At 68.5% G+C, this 24939-nt stretch carries 21 protein-coding genes; 4 read left to right on the top strand and 17 right to left on the bottom strand.

Annotated features, from left to right (window positions below; genetic code table 11):
- Positions 1-151: 151 nt before the first annotated feature.
- The gene (locus WT60_RS34395) at positions 152-289 is read right to left on the bottom strand and encodes a hypothetical protein (RefSeq protein ID WP_186448578.1); all 138 of its coding nucleotides are present in this window, start codon (positions 287-289) and stop codon (positions 152-154) included.
- Positions 286-2796, bottom strand: coding sequence for an AsmA family protein (locus WT60_RS10015; protein ID WP_060355627.1), 2511 nt, complete (start codon positions 2794-2796; stop codon positions 286-288). The genes WT60_RS34395 and WT60_RS10015 overlap by 4 nt, the downstream gene beginning before the upstream one ends.
- A 133-nt stretch (positions 2797-2929) precedes the next feature.
- Between WT60_RS10015 and WT60_RS10010 the strand changes: the two genes are divergently transcribed.
- Together WT60_RS10010 and fetB are read left to right on the top strand one after the other, a co-directional pair.
- Complete coding sequence (locus tag WT60_RS10010) at positions 2930-3625, top strand: ATP-binding cassette domain-containing protein (protein WP_060355628.1); 696 nt, start codon at positions 2930-2932, stop codon at positions 3623-3625.
- Positions 3622-4440: an iron export ABC transporter permease subunit FetB gene (gene fetB / locus WT60_RS10005; RefSeq protein ID WP_060355629.1), complete on the top strand. Its 819-nt coding sequence runs from the start codon at positions 3622-3624 to the stop codon at positions 4438-4440. The genes WT60_RS10010 and fetB overlap by 4 nt, the downstream gene beginning before the upstream one ends.
- Before the next feature lie 413 nt (positions 4441-4853).
- On the opposite strand, the gene WT60_RS09995 is transcribed toward fetB, so the two are convergent.
- Positions 4854-5399 (bottom strand): DUF6013 family protein, encoded by a 546-nt coding sequence (locus WT60_RS09995; RefSeq protein ID WP_038744270.1) that lies wholly within the window; start codon positions 5397-5399, stop codon positions 4854-4856.
- An 880-nt stretch (positions 5400-6279) separates the two neighbouring features.
- Between WT60_RS09995 and serB the strand changes: the two genes are divergently transcribed.
- Positions 6280-7125 (top strand): phosphoserine phosphatase SerB, encoded by an 846-nt coding sequence (gene serB, locus WT60_RS09990; RefSeq protein WP_059580884.1) that lies wholly within the window; start codon positions 6280-6282, stop codon positions 7123-7125.
- 296 nt (positions 7126-7421) lie between these two features.
- Here the strand turns inward: serB and WT60_RS09985 are convergent, their stop codons facing one another.
- From WT60_RS09985 to WT60_RS09925, 12 genes are all read right to left on the bottom strand, one after another.
- Positions 7422-8606 (bottom strand): cystathionine beta-lyase, encoded by a 1185-nt coding sequence (locus WT60_RS09985; protein ID WP_038749248.1) that lies wholly within the window; start codon positions 8604-8606, stop codon positions 7422-7424.
- 265 nt (positions 8607-8871) lie between these two features.
- Positions 8872-9474, bottom strand: coding sequence for a hypothetical protein (locus WT60_RS09980; RefSeq protein ID WP_038749245.1), 603 nt, complete (start codon positions 9472-9474; stop codon positions 8872-8874).
- Positions 9475-9490: 16 nt separating this feature from the next.
- Complete coding sequence (gene bktB, locus WT60_RS09975) at positions 9491-10675, bottom strand: beta-ketothiolase BktB (RefSeq protein WP_038749243.1); 1185 nt, start codon at positions 10673-10675, stop codon at positions 9491-9493.
- Between the two features lie 148 nt (positions 10676-10823).
- On the bottom strand, positions 10824-11750 hold the full coding sequence (locus WT60_RS09970; RefSeq protein ID WP_038749240.1) for a sugar kinase: 927 nt from the start codon (positions 11748-11750) through the stop codon (positions 10824-10826).
- Between the two features lie 2 nt (positions 11751-11752).
- Positions 11753-13144: a 30S ribosomal protein S12 methylthiotransferase RimO gene (gene rimO, locus WT60_RS09965; RefSeq protein WP_081989637.1), complete on the bottom strand. Its 1392-nt coding sequence runs from the start codon at positions 13142-13144 to the stop codon at positions 11753-11755.
- Entirely contained in the window at positions 13129-13608 is a 480-nt protein-coding gene (locus WT60_RS09960) for a multidrug efflux SMR transporter (protein WP_236860878.1), read from the bottom strand. Before WT60_RS09960 ends, rimO begins: the two co-directional genes overlap by 16 nt.
- Before the next feature lie 408 nt (positions 13609-14016).
- The gene (gene phaR / locus WT60_RS09955) at positions 14017-14589 is read right to left on the bottom strand and encodes a polyhydroxyalkanoate synthesis repressor PhaR (RefSeq protein WP_038749232.1); all 573 of its coding nucleotides are present in this window, start codon (positions 14587-14589) and stop codon (positions 14017-14019) included.
- A gap of 136 nt (positions 14590-14725) precedes the next feature.
- Complete coding sequence (locus tag WT60_RS09950; RefSeq protein ID WP_038749229.1) at positions 14726-15466, bottom strand: 3-ketoacyl-ACP reductase; 741 nt, start codon at positions 15464-15466, stop codon at positions 14726-14728.
- A 125-nt stretch (positions 15467-15591) separates the two neighbouring features.
- Complete coding sequence (locus tag WT60_RS09945; RefSeq protein WP_059580869.1) at positions 15592-16773, bottom strand: acetyl-CoA C-acetyltransferase; 1182 nt, start codon at positions 16771-16773, stop codon at positions 15592-15594.
- Positions 16774-16869: 96 nt separating this feature from the next.
- The gene (gene phaC, locus WT60_RS09940) at positions 16870-18753 is read right to left on the bottom strand and encodes a class I poly(R)-hydroxyalkanoic acid synthase (RefSeq protein WP_082759362.1); all 1884 of its coding nucleotides are present in this window, start codon (positions 18751-18753) and stop codon (positions 16870-16872) included.
- A 420-nt stretch (positions 18754-19173) separates the two neighbouring features.
- Positions 19174-20031: a peptidoglycan editing factor PgeF gene (pgeF, locus tag WT60_RS09930; protein WP_038749218.1), complete on the bottom strand. Its 858-nt coding sequence runs from the start codon at positions 20029-20031 to the stop codon at positions 19174-19176.
- A gap of 6 nt (positions 20032-20037) precedes the next feature.
- Positions 20038-21225, bottom strand: a complete 1188-nt coding sequence (locus WT60_RS09925) for an RluA family pseudouridine synthase (protein WP_038749215.1) — start codon at positions 21223-21225, stop codon at positions 20038-20040.
- A gap of 53 nt (positions 21226-21278) precedes the next feature.
- On the opposite strand from WT60_RS09925, the gene WT60_RS09920 reads away from it, so the two are divergent.
- Positions 21279-22103, top strand: a complete 825-nt coding sequence (locus tag WT60_RS09920) for an outer membrane protein assembly factor BamD (RefSeq protein ID WP_038749213.1) — start codon at positions 21279-21281, stop codon at positions 22101-22103.
- A gap of 202 nt (positions 22104-22305) precedes the next feature.
- Here WT60_RS09920 and WT60_RS09915 read toward each other — a convergent pair whose 3' ends face one another.
- Together WT60_RS09915 and WT60_RS09910 are read right to left on the bottom strand one after the other, a co-directional pair.
- Entirely contained in the window at positions 22306-24561 is a 2256-nt protein-coding gene (locus WT60_RS09915; RefSeq protein WP_060355843.1) for an ATP-dependent DNA helicase, read from the bottom strand.
- 59 nt (positions 24562-24620) lie between these two features.
- Positions 24621-24836 carry a YdcH family protein gene (locus WT60_RS09910; RefSeq protein WP_038749262.1) on the bottom strand — a complete coding sequence of 72 codons (216 nt, stop codon included), beginning with the start codon at positions 24834-24836 and terminating at the stop codon, positions 24621-24623.
- Positions 24837-24939: the final 103 nt, after the last annotated feature.

Raw genomic sequence — 24939 nt, 5'->3', positions numbered from 1 at the left:
CTCCGGGGAGAAAGCCTCGTGACGCAAAGCCAGTTGGATTGCGCGTCATGCCGGCCCAGCGAGCCCCGTCCGGCCTGCCGGGCCGCCACGACCGCCACCCCGGCGGCAGCGGAGCCCCTTCACCCGCGGCTTATCGAGCGCGCGAGATCCGTCATGCGGGCGTTCGCGCCACGCCGCTGCGTCGACAGCGATGAAGCGCCCGCGCGCCGATCTCATCGATCTCATCGATCTCATCGATCTCGTCGATCGCGTCGATCGCGTCGATCCGGCCCGCACGCGCCGCCGTCACTTGCCGGCGCTCGCCGCCTTTTGCGGCGCCTTCAATTGCGCAAACAGCTCCGAGCACGGCACGTCCCTGTTGTTGCTCGGCGCGATCAGCGGGATCAGCGCCGCGAGCGGATTCAGCAGCCCGAGGCCGACCATCGCGCCCGCGCGCAGCGCAAGCGCGCCCGCATCGACGCCGACGTCCGGATTCTTGAACGTCCCCTTCACGTACAGCGGCGAGCGCAGCGAAAACACGCGGAACCCCTTCGTATGCGGGTGGACCTTCAGGTTCATCGACTCGTTGCGCAAGTCGATCGGGCCGTCGATGTTGATCAGCGCGTCGTCGGTGTCGAACGCAAACAGCCTCGTGTCGAGCAAGCCGTTGGTCGCCACGAAATCAATGGCCGCGCAATTGATCTTCACGTCGTGGCCGCCGAACATCTTCTCGTAGAGGACGTTGGCGACGTTCAGGCCCGCGGCTTCCATCAGCAGCCTGCTGATCGCGCCGTTGGTCATGATCATCTTCACTTCGCCGTTCGACGTCGCCGCGAGCGCGGCGGGCGAGTTGCCGGTCGCGGACAGCGCCGCATCGCCGTTGATCTCGCCGAGCGCGGACTGCATGACCTTCTGCGTCGGGAACAGCTGCCTGAGTTTCAGATGTCGCGCGGCGACCGCAAAGCGGCCCTTGAGCGGCGCGGCGCTGCCGTCGAGACGCGCGGTGGTCGCGAGCGAGCCGCCCGCGACGCCGAACTTCAGCGGCTCGAGCGACAGCACCCCGTCCGTCATCACGATGTGCGTGTACAGATCGGTGATCGGCAGCGCAGCGCCCTTGATCAGCTTGCGGCCCGTGAACTTGACGTCGGCGTCGAGCGCGCGCCAGCGGTCGGTGCGGAACGTCTCGACGGGCAGCACGCGGCCGGGCGGCTGCTTCGTCGTGTCGCCGCGCTGCGCCTTGCTCGCGGCCGTGTCGGCGCCGACGATCGGCGCGAGGTCGGAGAACTGCAGCAGGTTCGACACGAGCTCGCCCGACAGCAGCGGCCGCGGCTCGCGCTGCTGGTACGCAAGCGTGCCGCGCAGATCGCTGCCGCCGACGCGGCCGTTGAAGTTCTCGTAGCGGAACGTGCTCGCGCGCCGCTTGAAATTGCCGAGAAGCCGCCCTTCGGTCGCGTACGGCGGCGTGTCGGGCAAGGTCACGCCCGTGAGCGCATACAGATGCGACATGCTCGAGCCTTGCAGCCACAGGCGCAGGTCGACCGCCGCGAGATGGACGGGATCGGTGAGCGTGCCGACGATCGCGAGCCGCGTGTCGCCCGCCTTCACGTCGGCCTGCAACGGGAACGGCCGCGACGCGTCCTGAAGCGCGAGCACGCCGCCCATCTTGCCCGTACCGTCGATCGGCACGCCCTTGTAGCGGCCCTTGACGGTCAGGCCGAACGCGTAGGTCGGGCCGGCCGGCTTCGCCGCGGCCGCGGCGGATGCCGCGCTCGCGTGGCTTGCGCCGCCGCTTGCCGCATCGTTTGCCCCCGAAGCGGCCGCGCTCGCCGCGACGGCCGACGCGGACGAGCCAGCCGACGTCGACGATGCGCCCGCGCCCGGCGCGGACGTCCGGCCCGCGGCGCTCGAGCCGGACGATGCGGCGGCCTTCGACGAACCGGATGCGGCCGTCGGAACGCGCTTGCCCGCCGCGTTGGCCTGCTCCGCCCCCTGCGCCGACCGTCCGACGGCGGCAGCGCTACCGCCCGACGCCGCGGCATTCGCGCCCGACGCGCCGCTCGCCGCGGCCGCGCCGCCTGCTCCGGACGCCGCCGCGACCGATGCCGCCGATGCAGCCGAAGCCTCGGACGCGATCTCGGCCTTCGCCTTCGCGGTCAGCTGCGCCGCGCCCTTCTTGCCGACTCGCTGCGCGGACGCCGCCCGCGACGTCTGCTCCTGCTGCGCGAGCACGTCGCCGAGCGGGATCGGCTGGCCGAGCGTGTCGATCGCGACGGTCAGATCGGCTTTCGTGATCGCGTCGCGATACGCGACCGTGCCCTTCGCGAAGCCGAAGTCGCGCAATTGCACCTTCCACGGCGACGGGCCGGAAGACTTCTTGAATTCGAACGTCCAGTTATTGCGGCCGTCGGCGAGGCGCTCGACGTCGAGCGCCGGATTGACGAGCTCGATCGACGGAATCACGACTTCGTGTGCGAGGAGCGGCAGCACCGCGAGCTCGAAGCGCGCTTCGTCGAGCGTCGCGAAATTGGGGGCCTTCGCCCAGGCCGGATTGCCGATGACGACCTGGCTCGCCGAGAACACCGGCCACGGCACCCACGCGCGCCAGCCGGCCTCGCCGTCCGGGCGCCGCCAGCCAACCTTGATGTCGCCGCGAATCTCGAACGGGCGGCCGATCGACGCGCTCGCCTGCTCGTTGATCCAAGGTTTCGCACGATTCCAGTCGAACGTGAAAACGAACACGCCGAGCGCCGCGGTGAGCACCGCGAAGATGCCGACGATCCACGCCGCGGTTTTGACGAGGGTACGGGTGAGCGTCATGCCAGATTCCGTCGTTGTTCTTCCTGAACCGGCAACGCCGCGCAGCGTGCGCGACGCTGCCACTCACGGTTATTATGGCGCACGATATCGCGCCACCGTCCCCAATTTACCGTTTTTTGCGTTTTTTGCATTTATGACAGCCGATGTCCTGATCGAAGCCCGGCGGATCGCCCGCCGCGACGCGGCGAGCGGCAAAACGCTCCTGGCCCCGACCGATTTCGCGCTCGCGCCGGGCGAGCGGATCGCGCTCACCGGCCCGTCGGGCTCGGGCAAGAGCGTGTTCCTGCGCGCGCTGGCCCTCCTCGATCCGCTCGACGGCGGCGAGCTGCTCTGGTGCGGCAAGCGCGTCGCGCGGGCGGCGATTCCGCGCTACCGGCGCAGCGTCGCGTACGTTCGGCAACGCCCGGCGACGGCCGACGGCACCGTCGAGGATCTGCTGCGCTACCCTTACTCGCTCGCCGTCTACCGCGATGCGCGCTTCGATCGCGCCCGCGTCGCGCGCCTCGCCGCGCAGGCCGGCCGAGGCGACGACTTTCTACGCAAGGCCGCAAGCGAATTGTCGGGCGGCGAGGCGCAGATCGCCGCGCTGCTGCGCGTCTTGCAGCTCGATCCGGACATGCTGCTGCTCGACGAGCCGACTTCCGCACTCGACCCCGATTCGACCCGCGCAATCGAGGCGCTCGTGTCCGCGTGGTTCGACGCGGCGCCGCATGCGCGCTCGTCGCTGTGGATCTCGCACGATCCGGCGCAGGCGGCGCGCGTCGGCAGGCGGTGCCTGACGATGCACGCCGGCGTGCTCGGCGCCGCCGCGACGGAGGGTGCCCGATGAACGCGCCGCTGCAGGATCTGAGCCTCGTCGACGTCGGGATCGCGGCCGCGCTCGTCGCGATCAACGGCGCGGTCTCGGCCGCGCTGTCGCTCGGCCTCGGCCGCAAGCTCGCATGGGCCGCCGCGCGCACCGTCGTCCAACTGCTCGCGATCGGCTACGTACTCGGCTGGGTGTTCGGCCATCCGCGCTGGAACGTCGTGCTGCCGCTCGTCGCGCTGATGACGCTGATCGCGGGCTTCGCGGGCGCCGCGCGCGGCAAGCGGACCTACGCGGGGCAGCGCGCCGACAGCGTCCTGTCGATCTGGGCGAGCAGCTGGTTCGTCGCGGCGATCGGACTGTTCGTCGTGATCCGCATCCATCCGTGGTACGAGCCGCAATATGCGATCCCGATTCTCGGGATGATTCTCGGCAATACGCTGACGGGCGTGTCGCTCGGCATCGAGCGGATGATGGAGGAATTGACCGCGCGGCGCGACCGCGTCGAGACGGCGCTCGCGCTCGGCGCGACGCGCTGGGAGGCCGCGCAGGACGCCGCGCGGCAGGCGGTGCGCGCCGGCATGCTGCCGACGCTGAACCAGATGGCCGTCGTCGGCGTCGTGAGCCTGCCGGGAATGATGACGGGCCAGGTGCTCGCCGGGCAGTCGCCGCTGCAAGCGGTCCGCTATCAGATCGTCATCATGTTCCTGATCGCGGCGGCGTCCGCGCTCGGCACCGTCGGCGCGGTGCTGTGCACGTACCGGCGGCTCTTCTCCGCCGAGCACCGGTTTCTCGCCTCGCGGCTCCTCGAGCGGGGGACGGCCAGGAACGGCGGGTAACGCGCGGGCGTTCGCGTTGGGGATGTCGATGCGCGGGGCGGTCGCTCGATCACTCGTCGCGTCGGTCGGCTGGGGATGGTCGGCGAGTTGATTGACGGTTGGCGGTTGGCGGTCGGCGGTCGGCGGTCGGCGGTCGGCGGTCGGCGGTCGGCGGTCGGCGGTAGTGATTGTCGCCGGTTCGAACGGCCGTGGAACACGACGTCGCTTGGCGGCCAATGGACTGCCCGGACATCGACGCGTGAATCGACGCTCGAATCGCCGAGCCCGTCGCCAATGCCGCTCGGCAGCGCCGCGCAAACGATGCGAATGCACCGCCCGTGCATCGCGCACGCTCCGACCTCCGGCACGTGCCGCGCAGCCCTCCGTGCCGCACATGCGTCATCCGCCGTCCGGAAGGCACCGCGCCACCGCGCTCACCGCTTGATCGACACCGTGATCTTCGTGCCGTCGCGCATCGAGATCGACTTCGAGCCGCCTGTCGAGATCGACAGCCACTTGACCTGGCTCACCGTCACGACATTCGGACACTGCAGCGTCTTGCCGCCCGCCGCCACTTTCTTCGTGCCGTTCGGCGCGCTCGCCTGGAAGCTCAGCTGCACGTTCGCGACGCCCTTGCTGTCGACGGACGGCGCAAGCCGCACCTGCGCCTGCCGGACCATCGCGCCGTTCGCGTCGCGCGGCAGCGTGTCGGCGCTCGGGCACGCGTCGGACATCGGCACGGCGCCCGACGGCGGCACCGACTTCCAGTTGAAATCGTCGGTTTCGCCGGAGCGGATCTTGCGCGTCTCCTGCATCGTGCCGAACTGCTTCGAGTCGACCTTGACCGTGTATTGAAGCTGGCCGTCGTTGCCGCCGAGCACGCTCGCCTTGATGGGCGGCGCCGCGTGCGCCGCATACGCCGAGAGCAGCGCTGCGACGGCGCACGACGCAACGAGCGGCGACAGAATGCGTTGACTCATGCTGACCTCTCCTTTTATGGCGACGAACTGCGCGAATCGCCGGGTTATCGATGCATGACGCAATGCCAGTCTAACGCGAAGCGGCACGCCTGGCGCCTGCCGCGCATCGGGTGTTACCCCTGCTTGCACGATCTGCGTCAAGCGTGCGTGGCGCGCGATCGACGTTCGAGGTTCGCTCGAAGAGGGCCATGCACACGCGATCGACGCGCCCAGAACTGTGCACGCGAGACGGCCGCATCACCGCCGCTCGCCAGCCGCGGCGCCTGCTTCGCCCTCTTGTTTCGCCCTTTGTCGTGTGCGATGAAGCACGGCTATGCCTTGATCGCTTTCCCGCCGTCGGCATGCACGTGTGGGTTGCGGGTGGCGCGCGTGCGCGCCGTCGTCGCGATACTCGTCGATCCAACGCACGCTGGCGCACGCTGCTGCGCCGAATCGCTTGCGCGACCGCATCGAGCCCGCCGTGAACCTCTCGCATTGAACGCTGTCCCGCGAGAACCGAGAACCGAGAACCGAGAACCGAGAACCGAGAACCGAGAACCGAGAACCGAGAACCGAGAACCGAGAACCGAGAACCGAGAACCGAGAACCGAGAACCGAGAACCGAGAACCGAGAACCGAGAACCGAGAACCGAGAACCGAGAACCGAGAACCGAGAACCGAGAACCGAGAACCGAGAACCGAGAACCGAGAACCGAGAACCGAGAACGCCCCGCATTCGGCGAGCGTCGCCCCCGCCGTCGCATTCGCGGCGGCGCGGCCCGGAGCGCCCGAGCCCGCCTTCCGCCGTTCGTCCGCGGCCGGCCCTCCGCAAGCGGCTACAATAACGGGTTCGCCGAATCGATGTCGTCGGCCCCGTGATCCGCTCCACCGTGACACTTCCATGACCACGAATCTCGTCATTCAAAGCACCGCGCCGCTTTCCGACGCGCATCACAAGCCGCTCACCGCGCTCGCGCGCGGCACGCGCGCCGTTCCGCTCGACGCGCAGGCGATCCGCATCGAGGGCGCCGATCCCGCGCAGCGCGCCGACATCGACGCGTACTGCGGCGCGCACGCGCTCGACTACGCATTCGTCGACGCGACCCGCAAGCTCGCCGACTTCGGCCTCGTCGCGATGGACATGGATTCGACGCTGATCACGATCGAGTGCATCGACGAGATCGCCGACTTCTGCGGCCTGAAAGCCGAAGTCTCGGCGATCACCGAGGCGGCGATGCGCGGCGAGATCAAGGATTTCAACGAGAGCCTGACGCGCCGCGTCGCGCTGCTGGCGGGCCTCGACGCGAGCGCGCTCGAGCGCGTCTACGACGAGCGGCTGCGGCTGTCGCCGGGCGCCGAGGCAATGCTCGCGGGCGTGAAGGCGGCGGGCCTGAAGACGCTGCTCGTGTCGGGCGGCTTCACGTTCTTCACCGAACGCCTGAAGGCGCGGCTCGGCCTCGACTACGCGCGATCGAACACGCTCGAGATCGTCGACGGCAAGCTCACGGGCAAGGTTGTCGGCGAGATCGTCAACGCGGACGTGAAGGCGCGCGCGGTGCGCGAGACGTGCGCCGCGCTCGACATCGCGCCCGCGCGCGCGATCGTTCTCGGCGACGGGTCGAACGACCTGAAGATGATGGCGACAGGCGGCTTCTCGATCGCGTTTCGCGCGAAGCCCGTCGTGCGCGGCGCGGCGAGCGCGGCGTTCGATCACGTCGGGCTCGACGGGCTGCTGCGGCTCTTCTGAAGCCCGCGGCCCGTTCGAGCCGCAACGCCGAGCGTACGTCGTCGCCTCGCGCCCCACCAGTCGCACGCTCCGTCAACGAAAAACGGCGCTGAGGGCCTTTGCCCCAGCGCCGTTTTCGTTCGACTCATTGTCGACATCCATGCCGGCTTCGATACCGACCGCAATGCCGACAACCACGCGGCCGCACACGGAACTCCGCGGCTGACGCCGCACGACCCTCGCGCGTGCGCGTCGGCCTCCGCTGCTCCGCCGTCCGATTCCGCCCGCCTCGGCCCGTCTCTGCCCGTCTCCGCCCGTTACGCGAGCGCCGCGGCGAATGCGCGCTCGATGTCCGCGCGCAGATCGGCTTCGTCCTCGAGACCGACGTAGAAGCGCACCAGCGTGCCGCGATGCGGCCACGCCGTCGTGCGCATCGATTGCACGTCGTACGGCATCGCAAGGCTGCACGCGCCGCCCCAGCTCCAGCCGATCGCGAACAGCTCGAGCGCCTCGACGAAGCGGTCCACCTGCGCGGCGCCGTAGCGTTCGTCGAGCACGACCGAGAACAGTCCGCCCGCGCCCGTGAAGTCGCGCATGAACGCATCGTGCCCCGGGCAATCGGGCAGTTGCGGATGCAGCACCGTCGCGATCTCCGGGCGCGTCTTCAGCCAGCGCGCGAGCGACAGCGCGCTGCGGCTGTGCGCGTCGAAGCGCGCCTGCATGCTCGGCAGGCCGCGCAGCACGAGCGAACAGTCGTCGGCCGACACGCCGATCCCGAGCCGCATCCGCGCGAGCTTGAGCTTTGCGTTCAGCTCGTCGTCGGCGGTGATCGTCGCGCCCATCAGCACGTCGCTGCCGCCGGATTGATATTTCGTCAGCGCCTGCACCGAGATGTCGACGCCGTGCTCGAACGGCTTGAACGCGAGGCCCGCCGAATACGTGTTGTCGATTGCCGTGACGATGCCGCGCGTGCGCGCGGCCGCCGTGATCGCACGCACGTCGGGCACTTCCATCGTCACCGAGCCGGGCGCCTCGATCCAGATAAGGCGCGTGTTCGGCAGGATCAGATCGGCGATTCCCGCGCCGATCATCGGATCATAAAAACGCGCGGTGATGCCGAAATCCTTCGCGAACCATTTGCCGAAATCGCCGTTCGGGCCGTACGCGTTGTCCGGAATCAGCACGTCGTCGCCTTCCTTGACGAGGCCGAAGTACACGTTCGTGATCGCCGAAAGCCCCGACGGCTGCAGCAGCGCGTGCGCGCCGCCTTCGATCTGCGCGAGCCGCTGCGCGAGCGCGAGCGACGTCGGCGTCGCATGCAGGCCGTAGCGCCATTGGCCGTCCTTGCGCCAGTCGAGGTTGCGCATCGTCGCGAGATCGGGGAACACGACCGTCGACGCCCGCGCGACCGGCACGACGAACGATTCGAAACCGGCGGGAATGCGGTCGTCCGGCTGGACGACGCGAGTCTGCAGCGCGCGCTTGGGAGTGAATGCGGTCATGACTGGGAAAGCTCGATGCAAAACGAGCCTGAAATGATTGGAATCCGGCTAGCTTAGCCGGATTCCGTGCGTTTGGCCCGGTACAGTCGGCGCGGCCGCGACCGTGCCGGCGAAGGCTCCGGGCCGGCCGCAGCCGAACGATCCCACGCGAAGCAGCGCGGCCGGGAGGTCGAGTGAAGGCAAAACCGGGGCCGGGAGCCCTCGCGTCAATCGGCGGACGGCCGGATTCGGCTGCCACGCTTTATCCAGCCGCGGTCGTCGTTCGTTACTCCGCGGTCCGCACGTTGCTCACGCCGCCGACCGACTGCCCATGGGCGCCCGCCTGCGGCGCGGCGGCGCCGGCCGACGCGGGCTGCGCGGCCGCCGCATGTTGCGGCGCCGACGCGCCGCCCGACGGATGCAGCACGACGGGCAGCGGGTCCGACTGGTCCGCGTTCATCCGGTCGGCCGACAAGCCGCCCGACGGATCGAAGCGGCCGATCCATACGCCCGTGATGTTCGTGCCGTCGTCCGACTCCTCGATTTCGAGCGTGTCGCCGTCTCGGTCGCCCGCGAGCAGGACGACCGCGCCCGTATCGAGATACTGACACTCGCCATGCACGCCCGGCTCGTCCGTCTTCGGCCCGAGGCGCACGACGATCGGCCGGCCGCCGAGCGTCCCTTCGTAGCGCGGCAGCCGCGCATACGCCGGATTCGGCTTGAGCGGCGCGGCGGGCGGCGGCGCGTCCGCCGACGCCGCGACGGGCGCATCGGACGCGCCCGCGGAAGCCGCCGCAGGCTGAGGTTGAGACTGCGCGAACGCGAGCCCCGCCGCCGTCGCGAACGCGGCGGCGAGCGCCGCGCCGCGGATTCCGGTGATCAGCTTCAACTGCGCGGCCCTCTCGTTACAGACGCTCGAACACCGCGGCGATGCCCTGGCCGCCGCCGATGCACATCGTCACGAGCGCGTAGCGCCCGCCGATGCGTTGCAGCTCGTACAGCGCTTTCACCGTGATGAGCGCGCCCGTCGCGCCGATCGGGTGGCCGAGCGAGATGCCCGAGCCGTTCGGGTTGACCTTCGCCGGATCGAGGCCGAGCTCGTTCGACACCGCGCACGCCTGCGCGGCGAACGCCTCGTTCGCCTCGATCACGTCGAGATCGGCGACCGTGATCCCCGCGCGCTCGAGCGCCTTTCGCGTCGCAGGCACGGGGCCGATGCCCATGTACGCCGGATCGACGCCCGCATGCGCATACGAGACGAGGCGCGCGAGCGGCTTCGCGCCGCGCCGCTCGGCCGCGCCGCGCTCCATCAGCACGACGGCCGCGGCCGCATCGTTGATGCCCGATGCATTGCCCGCCGTCACCGTGCCGTTTTCCTTCGCGAACACGGGCTTGAGCTTCGAGAAATCGTCGAGCGACGCATCGTGGCGCACGTGCTCGTCGGCGTCGAACACGACGGTGCCCTTGCGCGACGCAATCTCGATCGGCAGGATCTGATCCTTGAAGTAGCCGGATTTCGTCGCGTGCGACGCGCGCCGGTGCGACTCGAGCGCGAGCGCGTCCTGCGCGTCGCGCGTGATCCCGTACTTCGCCGCGACGTTCTCGGCCGTCACGCCCATGTGGACCGACTGGAACGGATCGTTGAGCGCGCCGATCATCATGTCGACGAGCTTCGCGTCGCCCATGCGCTGGCCGAAGCGCGCGGCCGGCACCGAGTACGGCGCGCGGCTCATGTTCTCCGCGCCGCCCGCGACCGCGATGTCCGCGTCACCGAGCAGCACGCTCTGCGCGGCCGACACGATCGCCTGCAGGCCCGAGCCGCACAGCCGGTTGACGGTCAGCGCGGGCGCGTGCTGCGCGACGCCGCCGTTGATCGCCGCGACGCGCGCGATATACATGTCCTTCGGTTCCGTGTGCACGACATTGCCGAACACGACGTGCCCGACCTCGTCGCCCGACACTTGCGCGCGCGACAGCACTTCGCGCACGACCCGCGCGCCGAGCTCGGTCGGCGAGAAATCCTTCAGGCTGCCGCCGAAATCGCCGATCGCGGTGCGTACGCCGCTCACCACCACTACTTCGCGTTGCATCGTTGCCTCCCTTTCTTCTCTTGATGAAAACCGATGGAGCGCGCGGCCCGCGCCGCACGCGTCACGTATTCGAATCGTGCATTCGCATCACGCATCTTCGCGTCACGCACCGGATACACGCATCCTTCGCGCGCCCTTCATGCACCCTTCACGCACCCAATAGCCGCTCGACCGCATCGCGCGACGGAATCGGCGCGACCGCGCCGAAGCCCAGCGTCGACAGCGCGGCCGCCGCGTTCGCGTAGCGCGCGGCCGAGAACGGATCGTCGCCCGCGACGAGCCGCGCGACGAACGCGCCGCCGAAGCAGTCGCCGGCTCCCGTCGCGTCGGCCGCGTCCACGACGAAGCCCGGCACGACGCGCCGCTCGTCGGGCGTCGCGACATACGCGCCTTCGCGGCCGAGCTTCAGCGCGACGACGCTCGGCCCGAAGCCGAGCAGCGCATCGATGATCGCGTCGCGCTCGTCGAGCCCCGTGAGCGCCGTCACGTCGTCCCAGCTCGGCAGACAGACGTCCGTGTGACGCAGCGCCTCGCGCATCACCGCGCGCGCGCGCGGCAGCGGCCAGAGCTTCAGGCGCAGGTTTGTGTCGAAGCTCACGCGCGCGCCGTTCGCACGCGCATGCTCGATCGCGGCGAACGCCGCGTCGCACGCGCTCGCGCTGATCGCGAGACTCACGCCCGACAGATGGACGACGCGCGCAGCCGCGAGCGCGTCGAGCGGCAGATCGCGAACCGCGTAGCGGCTTGCGGCCGAGCCCGCTCGCAGATAGTCGAACGCGTGGCCGTGCTCGCCGTGCGACACGAAATAGACGCCCGTCGGCGCGCCGCCGTCGATCCGCACATGCGACGTATCGACGTGCTCGCGGCGCCACAGATCGAGCAGCAGCCGGCCGAAATGATCGTCGCCGACCGCGGACACGAAGCCCGCTCGCGCGCCCTGCCGCGCGGCGGCGATGCAGAAGTTCGACGTATCGCCGCCGAAGCCCTGCAGGTAGTTCGGCTCGCCCGGCCGCGCCTGATTGAATTCGACCATCGCCTCGCCGAGCGCGAGCACGTCGGGAAACGTCGCCGGCATCGTCAGACCTCGCCCCACAGATCGTGGCCGTCCGCGCCCGTGATCTTCACCGACACGAAATCGCCGACCTTGTAGCGCTTGGACGCCTTCGTCGCCGGCTCCACGTAGACGACGCCGTCGATCTCCGGCGCGTCGGCCGCGGTGCGCCCGATGCCGCCTTCGTCGTTGACCTCGTCGATCAGCACCTTGAGCGTCTTGCCGACCTTGCGCTCGATGCGCGCGGCCGACACCGCCTCGGCGACTTCCATGAAGCGCGCGCGGCGCTCCTCGCGCACGTCGTCGGGCAGCGCGCCGTCGAGCTCGTTCGCGCTCGCGCCCTCGACCGGAGAATACGCGAAGCAGCCGACGCGATCGAGCTCCGCCTCGCGAATGAAGTCGAGGAGCGTCTCGAATTGCGCTTCGGTCTCGCCGGGAAAGCCCGCGATGAACGTGCTGCGAATCGTCAGATCCGGGCAGATCTCGCGCCACTTCTGCACACGCTCGAGCACCTTCTCCGCGTTCGCGGGGCGCTTCATCCGCTTCAGCACGTCCGGATGCGCGTGCTGGAACGGCACGTCGAGATACGGCAGCACATGGCCCTTGAACGGGCCTTGCGCCATCATCGGAATGATCTCGTCGACGTGCGGATACGGATAGACGTAGTGCAGACGCACCCACGCGCCGTACTGCGCGGCGAGCTCGCCGAGCGCGCCGACGAGCTCGGTCATCCGCGTCTTGATCGGCCGGCCGTTCCAGAAGCCCGTGCGGTACTTGACGTCGACGCCGTACGCGCTCGTGTCCTGCGAGATCACGAGCAGCTCCTTCACGCCGGACTTGAAGAGATTCTCGGCTTCGAGCATCACTTCGGCGACGGGCCGCGACACGAGATCGCCGCGCATCGACGGGATGATGCAGAACGTGCAGCGATGATTGCAGCCTTCGGAGATCTTCAGATATGCGTAGTGGCGCGGCGTGAGCTTGATGCCCGCGGGCGGCACGAGATCGACGAACGGATCGTGCGGCTTCGGCAAATGGCTGTGCACGACCTGCATCACCTCGCCGACCGCATGCGGGCCCGTGACGGCGAGCACCTTCGGATGCACTTCCTCGATGAGACCGGAGCCGCTCGCGCTCTTCTTCGCGCCGAGACAGCCGGTGACGATCACCTTGCCGTTCTCGGCGAGCGCTTCGCCGATCGCGTCGAGGCTTTCCTGTACCGCTTCGTCGATGAAGCCGCAGGTGTTGACGACGACGAGATCCGCGCCGTCGTAGGTGCCGGAGATCTCGTAGCCTTCCGCGCGCAGTTGCGTGATGATCTGCTCGGAGTCGACAAGGGCTTTCGGGCAGCCGAGCGAAACCATACCTACCTTGGGCGCGGCATGCGGCTTACCGCTTGATTTCAATGAATTTTCCAACTATCGCTTCCATGCGTGAGGGGACGGCGTGCGCCGGCGGCGCGCCTTGGGTTTGCCCGCATTTTACCCTCCGCGCGGCAACGTTCCTTCACGGACGCGCACCCGGCGCCCGGCGCGCCGCATCTCGCGCTCCGATCGGCCGTTTCCGCGCTCGCGGCCGCCCGGCGCGCCGCTTCGAGGCGGCGTCGCGACGGCACTTTCTGACTCAAATTCAGAAGCACCACGCCGGCCACGATGAAAGTCATGCCGGACCATTTCGCGAGCGACGCCCCCTCGTCGACAATCGCGATGCCGACCAACGCCGTCCCCGCGCCGGCCCAGACCGCATACGCGATGCCGATCTCGAGCTGCTTGGTGGCGAGCCCCATCAGCCAGATCGCCGCCGCGTAGCATGCGCCCATCGCCATCGTAAACGGCAGACGCGCGAGGCCCGCCGACAGCTTCAGGAAAATGGTGCCGCACACTTCGGACAAGATGGACAGAACCAGCAGGTGCCACGGGCTCGCGAGCGTTCACCGGCAATCAGGACGAGTCCCTGCGAAGAGAAACCAACAGGCTTCGCGCAGCGACGCACACGGCCCGGCACCCGGCGCCAATGCCGCCGCCCGTGACGCCGATGCATACGTCCCCAAAAAGAAACGACGCCTCGCAGGCGCCATTTCTTTTTTACGCGATCGCGATGTCCGTTCGGTGACGCGCGCCAAGCCGCAAGCTCGGCGGCCACGCGCGCCCGACGCACGCCCTGGACGCACTCAGCCGACCTTGCGCCGACGCCCCCCAAGCCGCTCCGCGGCCGACGACGCGCCGATCGCCGCGACCGAGCCGTGCGCCCCCGCCGCAATCGCGTTCGATCGCTGCGACAAACGCCGCGCTTACTTCTTCTCGGGCTCGCTGCCCGGCGGCGTCGCCGGCTTGAACGGGAACGAGCTGAACATCGTCTTCGCCTGGTTCTGCATCTGCTCCTGCATTTGCACGAACATGTTCTTCGACTGCTCGATGTAGCTCGTCATCATTCCTTGCATCATCGGCGCCTGCATGTTCATGAACTGCGACCAGACCTCGGGATTCATCGCATTGTTCTCGTACAGGCTCTTCGACTGATCGGCGAGCTTGCTCTGGATGTCGATGAACGCCTGGATGTTCTTCTCCAGGTACGTGCCCATCATCCCCTGCATCGCATGTCCGTAGAACCGGATGATCTGCGACAGCATCGACGACGAGAACATCGGCACGCCGCCGCTTTCCTCTTCGAGGATGATCTGCAGCAGGATGCTGCGGGTCAGGTCTTCGTTGCTCTTCGCATCGATGACCTTGAAATCCTCCTGGCCGAGCACGAGCTGCTTCACGTCGGTCAACGTAATGTACGTGCTCGTCTCCGTATCGTACAAACGGCGGTTCGGATACTTCTTGATCAGCCGTTCGCCAGTTTTCTTTGTAGTAGTCATGTAACGCCTTTGAGCGCCTGATGCGCGCAGTGACGGCGCCCGGCGCCGCACGCGGGCGCGGCCGCGCGCGGAACCGGGCGTTCCCGGAACATCCGACCCATGGGCCCGGACGGCACATGCCGCCCGGCTCCATGGCTCAGCCCATATGCAAGCCGCCGTTCAGCGAGAAATCGGCGCCCGTCGCGAAACCGGACTCCTCCGACGCGAGCCACGCGACGATCGAGCCGATCTCGTCGGGCGAGCCGAGACGGCGCACCGGAATCGTCGCGACGATCTTCTCGAGCACGTCCGGGCGGATCGCCTTCACCATGTCCGTGCCGATATAGCCCGGCGACACCGTGTTGACCGTCACGCCCTTCGTCGCGACTTCCTGCGCGAGCGACATCGTGAAGCCGTGAATGCCCGCCTTCGCGGTCGAGTAGTTCGTCTGGCCGAACTGCCCTTTCTGGCCGTTCACCGACGAGATGTTGATGATGCGCCCCCAGCCGCGCTCGACCATCCCGTCGATCACCTGCTTCGTGACGTTGAAGAGGCTCGTCAGGTTCGTGTCGATCACGGCCGTCCAGTCTTCGCGCGTCATCTTGCGGAACACGACGTCGCGCGTGATGCCCGCGTTGTTGACGAGCACGTCGACCTCGCCGATCTCGGCCTTCACCTTGTCGAACGCCAGCTTCGTCGAATCCCAGTCGCCGACGTTGCCTTCGGACGCATAGAAATCGAAGCCGAGCGCCTTCTGGTCCTCGAGCCACTTCACGCGGCGCGGCGAATTCGGGCCGCAGCCCGCGGCCACCTTGAAGCCGTCCTTGTGCAGACGCTGGCAGATGCTCGTGCCGATGCCGCCCATTCCGCCCGTTACGTAAGCAATTCGCTGAGACATAACCTTTACTCCATTATCGTTTTGAGAAGCGCCGAGCGGCAACTTCTCCGTCGCCCGCCTGCCGATCCGCCTGTTCTCCGAGCCGCACCTGTCGGCGCGGCCCGGCCGATTGCCTCTGATTCGCGTTACGGACGCTCGAGCGCGAGCGCGACGCCCATCCCGCCGCCGATGCAAAGCGACGCGAGGCCGCGTTTCGCATCGCGCTTTTGCATTTCGTGCAGCAACGTGACGAGAATCCGGCAGCCCGACGCGCCGATCGGATGGCCGATCGCGATCGCGCCGCCGTTCACGTTGACCTTCGACGTGTCCCAGCCCATCTGCTTATGGACCGCGAGCGCCTGCGCGGCGAACGCCTCGTTGATCTCCAGCAGATCGAGGTCGCCGACCGACCAGCCCGCGCGCTCGAGACAGCGGCGCGACGCCGGCACGGGGCCCATGCCCATCACGCTCGGATCGACGCCCGCGTTCGCGTACGCCTTGATCCGCGCGAGCGGCGCAAGGCCCAGCGACTCCGCCTTCTTCGCCGACATCACGAGCACCGCGGCCGCGCCGTCGTTGATGCCGGACGCGTTCGCGGCCGTCACCGTGCCGTCCTTCGTGAACGCGGGCTTGAGCGTCGCGAGCGACTCGGCCGTCACGCCGTGGCGCACGAATTCGTCGGTCGCGAAGCGAAGCGGCTCGCCCTTTCTCTGCGGAATCTCGATCGGCACGATCTCGTCGTCGAAACGGCCCGCCTTCTGCGCGGCTTCCGCCTTGTTCTGCGACAGCGCGGCGAACTGGTCCTGCTGCTCGCGCGTGATGCCGTGCTCCTTCGCGACGTTCTCCGCCGTGACGCCCATGTGGTACTTGTTGTAGACGTCCCACAGGCCATCGACGATCATGCTGTCGACGAGCTTCGCGTCGCCCATCCGGAAGCCGTCGCGCGAGCCCGGCAGCACGTGCGGCGCGGCGCTCATGTTCTCCTGGCCGCCCGCGACGACGATCTCCGCGTCGCCCGCGACGATCGCGTTCGCGGCAAGCATCACGGCCTTCAGGCCCGAGCCGCACACCTTGTTGATCGTCATGCCGGGCACCGCGGTCGGCAGGCCCGCCGCGATCAGCGCCTGGCGCGCCGGATTCTGGCCCGAGCCCGCCGTCAGCACCTGGCCCAGGATCACTTCGCCGACCTGCTCGGGCTTCACGCCCGCGCGCTCGAGCACCGCGCGGATCACGGTCGCGCCGAGCTCCGGCGCGGCGATCTTCGCGAGCGAGCCGCCGAACTTGCCGACCGCGGTGCGCGCGGCCGATACGATCACTACGTCAGTCATTTCACTATCCTCCGAGCGAACGCGGCACGGCGCGCCGCGTGTCGCCCTGTTAAAAGTCGGTAGCGACGGAAAGCGTGCTCCGCCTTCCGCCGTTCGTCAATCGCGTTGCATCACATAGCGGCCGGGCGCGGGCTCGATCACAGGGAAGTGCGCGGAGCCGAGCTGCGCGCGCGGCTTCACCTTGCGGCCGCCGTACTGATCGAGCCACTCGATCCACACGGGCCACCAGCTGCCCGGATGTTCGGTCGCCGCGTCGAGCCAGTCGTTCGCCGATTCCGGCAGCGCCTTCGCGCTTGCGTCGTAGCTCCAGTAGCTGCGCTTCTTTTTCGCGGGCGGGTTGATCACGCCCGCGATGTGGCCCGACGCGCCGAGCACGAACTTGAGCGGGCCCGTGAGCAGCGACGTCGATTCGTACGCGGTCTGCCACGGCACGATGTGATCCTCGCGCGAGCCGTAGATGAACGTCGGCACGTCGATCCTCGACAGATCGACGGGCTCGCCGCACACGACGAGCGCATCCGGCTCGCGCAGCTTGTTCTCGAGATAGGTGTTTCGCAGGTACCACGCGTACATCGGGCCCGGCAGGCTCGTCGAATCGCTGTTCCAGTAGAGCAGATCGAACGGCGCCGGCGTGCGTCCCTTCAGGTAGTTGTCGACGACGTAGTTCCAGACGAGATCGTTCGGCCGCAGGAACGAGAACGTGTTCGCGAACTCGACGCCGCGCATGAGCCCCGGCGGCGTGCCGTTCTTGCCGCCGATCGTTTGCTCGCGCATTTGCACGTGCGCTTCGTCGACGAACACGTCGAGGATGCCCGTGTCGGAGAAGTCGAGCATCGCGGTGAGGAGCGTCATCGACGCGGCCGGATGCTCGCCGCGCGAGGCGAGCACCGCGAGCGCCGTCGCCAGCATCGTGCCGCCGACGCAGAAGCCGAGCGTGTTGATCTGCTCGCGCCCGCTCACCTGCTGGACGGCGTCGATCGCGGCGAGGAGCCCCTCGTCCATGTAGTCGTCCCAGTTCTTGCGCGCGACCGATGCGTCCGCGTTGCGCCACGACACCAGGAAAACCTGATGGCCGCACGACAGCGCATGCGCGACGAGCGAATTCTCAGGCTGCAGATCGAGGATGTAGAACTTGTTGATGCAAGGCGGCACGATGAGAAGCGGCCGCTCGAAGACGGTCGCCGTCGTCGGCTTGTACTGGATCAGCTGGATCAGATCGTTCTCGTAGACGACCGCGCCTTCCGTCACCGCGAGATTCTTGCCGACGACGAACTGAGTTTCGTCCGTCTGCGAGATCTTGCCTCGCTGCATGTCGGCGAGCAGGTTCTTCATCCCGAGCCGCAGGCTCTCGCCTTGCGTCTCGACGAGATTCTTCTGCGCTTCAGGATTGAGCGCGAGGAAGTTGCTCGGCGCCGCGGCGGCCGTCCATTGCTGGACCGCGAAGCGGATTCGCTCGCGCGTCTTCGGATCGGTCTCGAGCGCGTCGGCGAGCTCTTGCAGATAGCGCGCGTTCAGCAGATACCATGCGGCTGCGAACGCATGCGCGGGCGACGCCTTCCACGCGTCCGAGCTGAAACGCCGGTCCTTGAGATCGGGAACGGTCGGCGTCGCGGCCGTCGCCTGCTGGATCAGCGCGAGACTATCGCGCGAATAGTCGGCCTGAAGCGTCTGCAGCCGCGCGGGCGGCACCGACGCGACGGGCGCGAGCCCCGCGAAAGATGCGGACGCGCCCGACCAGTCCGGCATCGGCGGCATCTGCGGCATGGCCGGCATCGCGAACGGGAACGGCTGGAACGCCGCGAACGGCGGCTGTGCGGGCGCGCCGCCGGCGGCCGCGCGGGCCGGGTCCGCGAAGCTGCGCCACGCGCCGATCCAGGACTCGAACATCTGTTGCATGGGCTGGGTCGCCGATCCGGCTGTCTCGCGACCCTGGGAAGTATCCGTATGAGAGGACGTCGACGATTTTTTCGATGCTGTCATACCTGCCTTAACGGTGGTTCCTCGGTGTTTCCTCGGTATTGCCTGCGGGGACCCTGGAAATCCTGCTCGAGCCGCATGAAGTCGACCACCCACTGCGCCCCGTCCGGCCGGGCGTCGCGTTCCGGAGCGTTCCTCCAGATTCTGCCGCAGTGCAGTAGTTTTATCATTATCGTTTTCCCCATGTGATCCGTCACCTCCGACAACACATGCTTCACCGACCGGAATAATTGTTGCGAAACGCGCGATGCGATGCGCGGCGCGGCGCGGATGCCAGGCCGAATCGGCCGGCGAGAGTCTAAGCGATTTCGATGACAGCAATCGCACGAAGCAGCGCAGCAATCGGCGCCCGGCGGCACGGCGAAAATATCGCTCCCGCTCGTTCCCGATCGTCAACAAAGGGCCGCGCGCAACCGGCGGCCGTCAATCGGCGAGCCAGATCATCGCGGCCATTCGTCCCGTCACGCGATCGCGTCGATACGAATAGAAGCGCTCACGCTCGGTCGCCGTGCACGCGGTGCCGCCGCTCACGCGCGTGACGCCCGCGCGCGCGAGGCGCAGACGCGCGAGCGCGTAGAGATCCGCCAGATATTTGCCGGGCGCGTCCGCGCGCGGCGCGAATGCGCGCTCGGTCGCCGCGTAATCGGCGAGCGGCGCCGCGTCGAGAAAGGCCGAGCGCACGTCGGCGCCGACTTCGAAAGCGCTCGGGCCGATCGCCGGGCCGAGATACGCGTGCAGGCCGTCGAGGCCGCCGCCCGCCAGTGCCGCAACGCGCTCGGCCGTCTTCTCGACGATCCCCCCGACGAGTCCGCGCCAGCCCGCATGCGCGGCGCCGACCGCCCGGCCCGCGTCGTCGCACAGCAGCACCGGCAAGCAATCGGCGACCATCACGACGCAAACGGCGCCCGGCGCCGTCGCAACGCTCGCGTCCGCGCGCACGACGCGCTCGGCTTCGCCCTCGCCCGCGCCGCCCGCGCTCGCGGCGAGCACGTCCTCGGCGCGCACGACGTCCGTGCCGTGGACCTGCTCGAGCCACGCGGCGCGCGACCGGCCGGTCAGCGCGAGCAGCCGCGCGCGGTTCATCTCGACATGCGCGGGATCGTCGCCCGTGTGCCGGCCGAGATTCATCCCGCCCGCGACCTCGCCGCCGCCGCCCCAACCACCATAAGGCGGCTCGCTCACGCCGCCGTTGCGCGTCGAGACGAGCGCTCGCACGCGCGGGGGCGCGTGCCAGTCGGGTTGCACGCAATCGGCGAGCGTCAGGGGTCGCAACATCGTCATCGGGAATCAATCCTCATCGTCGCCGGCATGCGGGATGCCGTCATCGTAACCTTCGTCATAGACCGCGTCGTCGTCGCCGAATTCCGCGTCGTCCGCGCCGAAGCCGAGCGCGTCGACGAGCGCCGCGAGATCGGCCGGCAGCGGCGCGCGCCATTGCATCGTCCGGCCGCTCGCGGGATGCACGAGGCCGAGCCGCCAAGCGTGCAGCGCCTGCCGCGCGAAGCCGCCCGGCAGCGGCGCGACCGAGCGCTTGCCGCGCGCGCGGCCGTACACGGGATCGCCGAGGAGCGGATGCCCGACGTGCGCGCAATGCACGCGAATCTGGTGCGTGCGCCCGGTCTCGAGATCGCAATGGATCGCCGACACCGGCTGGCGCTCCCACATCGTCGTGTCGACCGTACGGAAATGCGTGCGCGCCGGCTTGCCCGCCGCCCCCGTGACGACCGCCATCCGCGTGCGTTCGCGCGGGTCGCGGCCGATCGGCGCGTCGATCGTGCCCTCGTCGGGCATCTGCCCCCACGCGAGCGCGAAATAGCGGCGCTTCACCGTGCGCGCCTGCAATTGGCGGATCAGGTCGGTCTGCGCGGCGAGCGTGCGCGCGACGACCATCAGGCCCGACGTTTCCTTGTCGAGCCGGTGCACGATGCCCGCGCGCGGCAGGCCCGCCGCATCGGCATAGCGGTGCAGCAGGCCGTTGAGCAGCGTGCCGCTCCAGTTGCCGGCGGCCGGATGCACGACGAGGCCGGCCGGCTTGTCTACGACGACGAGCGTGTCGTCCTCGTAGACGATCGAAAGCGGCACCGGCTCCGGCGCGAACGCGAGTTGCTCGGGCAGCAGGTCGGGCAAGAGCTCGATCGTCGCGCCGAGCGGCACGGGCTGCCGGATCTTCGCGTGCGCGCCGTCGACGCGCACGCGCTCCGATTCGATCCACTGCTGCAGGCGGCTGCGCGAAAACTCGGGGAAGAGCTGCGCGAGCGCCTTGTCGAGGCGCTCGCCCGCGAGCGCGGGCGGCACCTCGATCACGCGCGGCGCATCGGCGCCGGAATCGGCGCTCGCGGGCGCGACGAGCGCGTCGCTCGTCAGATCATCGTCGAGCGAATCGCCGGCAGAAGCATCGGTGGGGCTGACGCTTGGGCTATAATCGTCGCGGTTTGACTTGCCCGCACGGGCATTCAACGAACTTGAACGGGTCATTTAGACTGGGTCACTTGAGACTTGAAGCTAGGACAATGCGAGCCCTATTCACCATGATGCATTCGACCAAACGCGTCGCGAAACCTGCGGCCGCCTGGGCCGCGCTGGCCGCTGCGGCGGCGCTCGTCGCGGGCTGCCACGGCTTGCCGCAGAAGACCGACGAGACGGCGACCTGGTCGAACAACAAATTATACTCAGAGGCTCAGGATGCATTGACGGGCGGCGACTGGGGCAAGTGCGCGAAATACTTCGAAGCGCTGCAGGGCCGCGATCCGTTCGGCCATTTCGCGCAGCAGGCGCAGATCAACGTCGCGTACTGCAACTGGAAGGACAACGAAGCAGCCGCGGCCGACCAGGCAATCGACCGCTTCATCCAGCTGCACCCGGATCACCCGGATATCGCGTACGCGTACTATCTGAAGGGGATGATCCACTTCAACGACGACCTCGGTCTCTTCGGCCGCTTCTCCGGCCAGGACATGAGCGAGCGCGATCCGCAGGCGCTGCGCGAATCGTATGACGCATTCAAGCTCGTCGTCGACCGCTATCCGAAGAGCAAGTATGCGCCGGACGCGGCCGCGCGGATGCGCTACATCGTCAACGCGCTCGCATCGCACGAAGTGCACGCGGCCGATTACTACTACCGGCGCGGCGCTTACGTCGCGGCGATCAACCGCGCGCAACTCGCGATCAGGGAATACAAGAACGCGCCCGCGATCGAGGATGCGCTGCACATCATGATGCTGTCGTACGCGAAGCTGAACCAGACGCAGCTCGCCGACGACACGAAGCGCGTGCTCGCGTCGACGTTCCCGGACAGCCCGTACGTGACCGGTCATGCTCGGCCGGGCGCGAAGAAATCGTGGTGGCAGTTCTGAGCTGAGCGTCGCGCATTACGCAGTTGACCGCAGTTGACGGACGCTGCCAAAAGAAAACCCGGCCTGTCGAGCCGGGTTTTCTTTTTTTGAGGCGTTCTCGCGCGTTTAGCACACGCCGCGAGCAGCGCGGCGCGGCCGCACTGCTCGCCGATCGCCCCGCACATCCCGTGCCGCCGCCGCAAACGGCGCGCGTGCGGCGCGCTCAAGCCTGCTCGGGCTCGCACCGCTCGGCGAAGAACTCGCGGACGACGTCGATCTCGCGCGTGCGCTTGAAGGGCGGCAGGCTCTGCCAGATGCGCCGGCCGTACGGCTTGTCGACGAGGCGCGTGTCGCAGATCATCAGCACGCCGCGATCCGTCTCCGCACGAATCAAGCGGCCCGCGCCCTGCTTCAGCGTGATGACGGCCTGCGGCAGTTGGTGGGCGGCGAACGGGCTCAATCCCTTTTTCGTCAGCGCGTCGAGCCGCGCGGCGAGCACCGGATCGTCGGGCGGCGCGAACGGCAGCTTGTCGATCACGACGAGCGACAGCGCGTCGCCGCGCACGTCGACGCCTTCCCAGAAGCTCTGGCTGCCGACGAGAATCGCATTGCCGTACGCGCGGAACCGGTCGAGCAGCTCGGTGCGGCTTGCGTCGCCCTGCACGAGGAGCGGCGTGCCCCAGCCGCGCGCGTCGATCGTATCGCGCAGCTTCGTCGCGATCCGGTCGACCGCGCGCAGCGTCGTGCACAGCACGAACACACCGCCGCCCGACGCCTCGATCGCCGGCAGCGCGGCGTCGAACACCGCGTCGGTGAACGCGGGCGACGACGGCTGCGGCAAGTTCCGCGGCACGTACAGGAGCCCTTGCGTTTGATAGTCGAACGGGCTCGGCAGCGTCATCGAGCGGCGCGCGTTGAGGCCCATCTGCGCCGCGTAATGCGTGAAATCGCCACGCACCGACAGCGTCGCCGACGTGAAGATCCACGCGCGCGGCACGCCCGCGCGCTGTTTCGCGAAGATCGGCGCGACGGACAGCGGCGTTTCGTGCAACTGGACCGTGTGCGCGAATACCTCGACCCAGCGCACCTTCTCGTTCGGATCGCCGTGCTCGCCCGCCTGAGCTCCGGCTTGCGCATCGGCTGCGTCCTCCTTCGCGCCGGGCGCGACCCAGCCCGCGAGCAGATCCTGCAGCTCGCGCGCGCGGCGCTCGCATGCGGCGATCGACTCGGCGCGCTCCGCTTGTCCCGCGAGCGCGGTCGACAGCGCGCCGAGCGCCGCGTCGAGCGCGTCGAGCGCGCCAAAGAGCGGATGGCCGTCGCCCAGCTGCGCGAGCGACATCCGCACGATGCCGTCGTCGGCGAACGCAAGCCGCAAGTCGCGCGCCGCACGCTCGAGCGCGCCGCCGAGCTTCACCCATTCCACCGCGTCACGCGCATGCGCAAGACCTTCGACCACCGAGTCGCGCGCGAGCTCGAGCAGCTGCGTCGTCGACAGCGTCTCGCCGAAAAAGAGCGTCGCGGTCTCGGGCAGTTGATGCGCCTCGTCGAAGATGATCGTGTTCGCGCTCGGCAGCAACTCGGCCATCCCGGTGTCGCGCAGCATGATGTCCGCGAAGAACAGGTGGTGATTGACGACGACGACGTCCGCCTGCTGCGCCTCGCGGCGCGCCTGCATCACGAAGCAATCCTTGTAATGCGGGCATTCCTGGCCGAGGCAGTTGTCGCGCGTCGACGTGACCATCGACCACACGGGCGACGTCTCCGGCACGCTCGCGAGCTCGGCCTTGTCGCCGCTCTTCGTGATCTTCGCGAAGCGGATGATGTCCTGCAGGTAGGCGGTGTCCTGCCGCGACGGCAGGCGGCCGTTGTCGGCCGTGCGCTGCAGGTAGTAATGGCACAGATAGTTTGCGCGCCCCTTGAGCATCGCGACCGTCACGGGCACCGCGAGCGCATCGCGCACCGTCGGGATGTCGCGCAGGAACAGCTGATCCTGCAAGTGCTTCGTGCCCGTCGACACGATGACCTTGCCGCCCCAGAGCATCGCCGGGACGAGGTATGCATAGGTCTTGCCGGTGCCCGTGCCCGCCTCGACGATCAGCGTGTTGTCGCCGTTGTCGGCACCTTCGCCGTCGGGCAATGCGGCGGGCGCGTCGTCGCGGCCGGCGGAAGCGCCCTCCTGCAGGCGTCGCGCGGGACGCTTGCGCGTCTCGAAGATCTCGGGCTCCGGCATCAGCTTACCCGACGCCTCCATCGCGGCCGCGACGGCGCGCGCCATGTCGATCTGCGACGCGCGCGGACGATAGCTGTCGAGCGCGCGCGCGAAGAGGCCGCCGTCGCCGAAGATCGCGTCGAGCTCGTCGATACGCTTCACGCTCGGCGTATACGCGCCCGTCGCCGCCACGGCGCCGGACGTGCGGGCGCGCGCGGCGGACGATTCGTCGCGCCGCGCGTCGGGATTGACATCAAGCGGTGAATTCAAGGCAAGCGGTTCCTAGTATCCGGCGCTTGCCGCGGCGCCGGCGCTTGCCAGGCCGCGCGTCAAGCGCGCTTATCCGGTTCGAGCTGCGACTGCAGCATGATGATCTTGTCTTTGGCGAGCAGCTTTTCCTTCTTCAGCCGGTGCAGCGCCAGGTCGTCGATGTCGGACCGGCCCTCCTTCTGCTCGATCTCGCGGGCAAGCTGCCTGTGCAGCTCCTGCAACGACGTCAGTCGGTTGTACAGTTCCTGTTGAGTTTCCGCCGAACGGGTTTGCATACTCGCCTCCTCACTGAATCGGCATGCCGGCCGAGCCGCCCGCATGCCCGAGATTGCCTTGCGAAACCACCACCCAACGCTACCGCGTCACTTCCCCTGCTGC

Source organism: Burkholderia sp. MSMB617WGS (genome assembly GCF_001532025.2).
In the GTDB taxonomy this organism is placed as follows: domain Bacteria; phylum Pseudomonadota; class Gammaproteobacteria; order Burkholderiales; family Burkholderiaceae; genus Burkholderia; species Burkholderia savannae.
The sequence above is the reverse complement of the archived record's forward strand: the minus strand, read 5'-3'. Positions and strand labels throughout refer to the sequence as shown.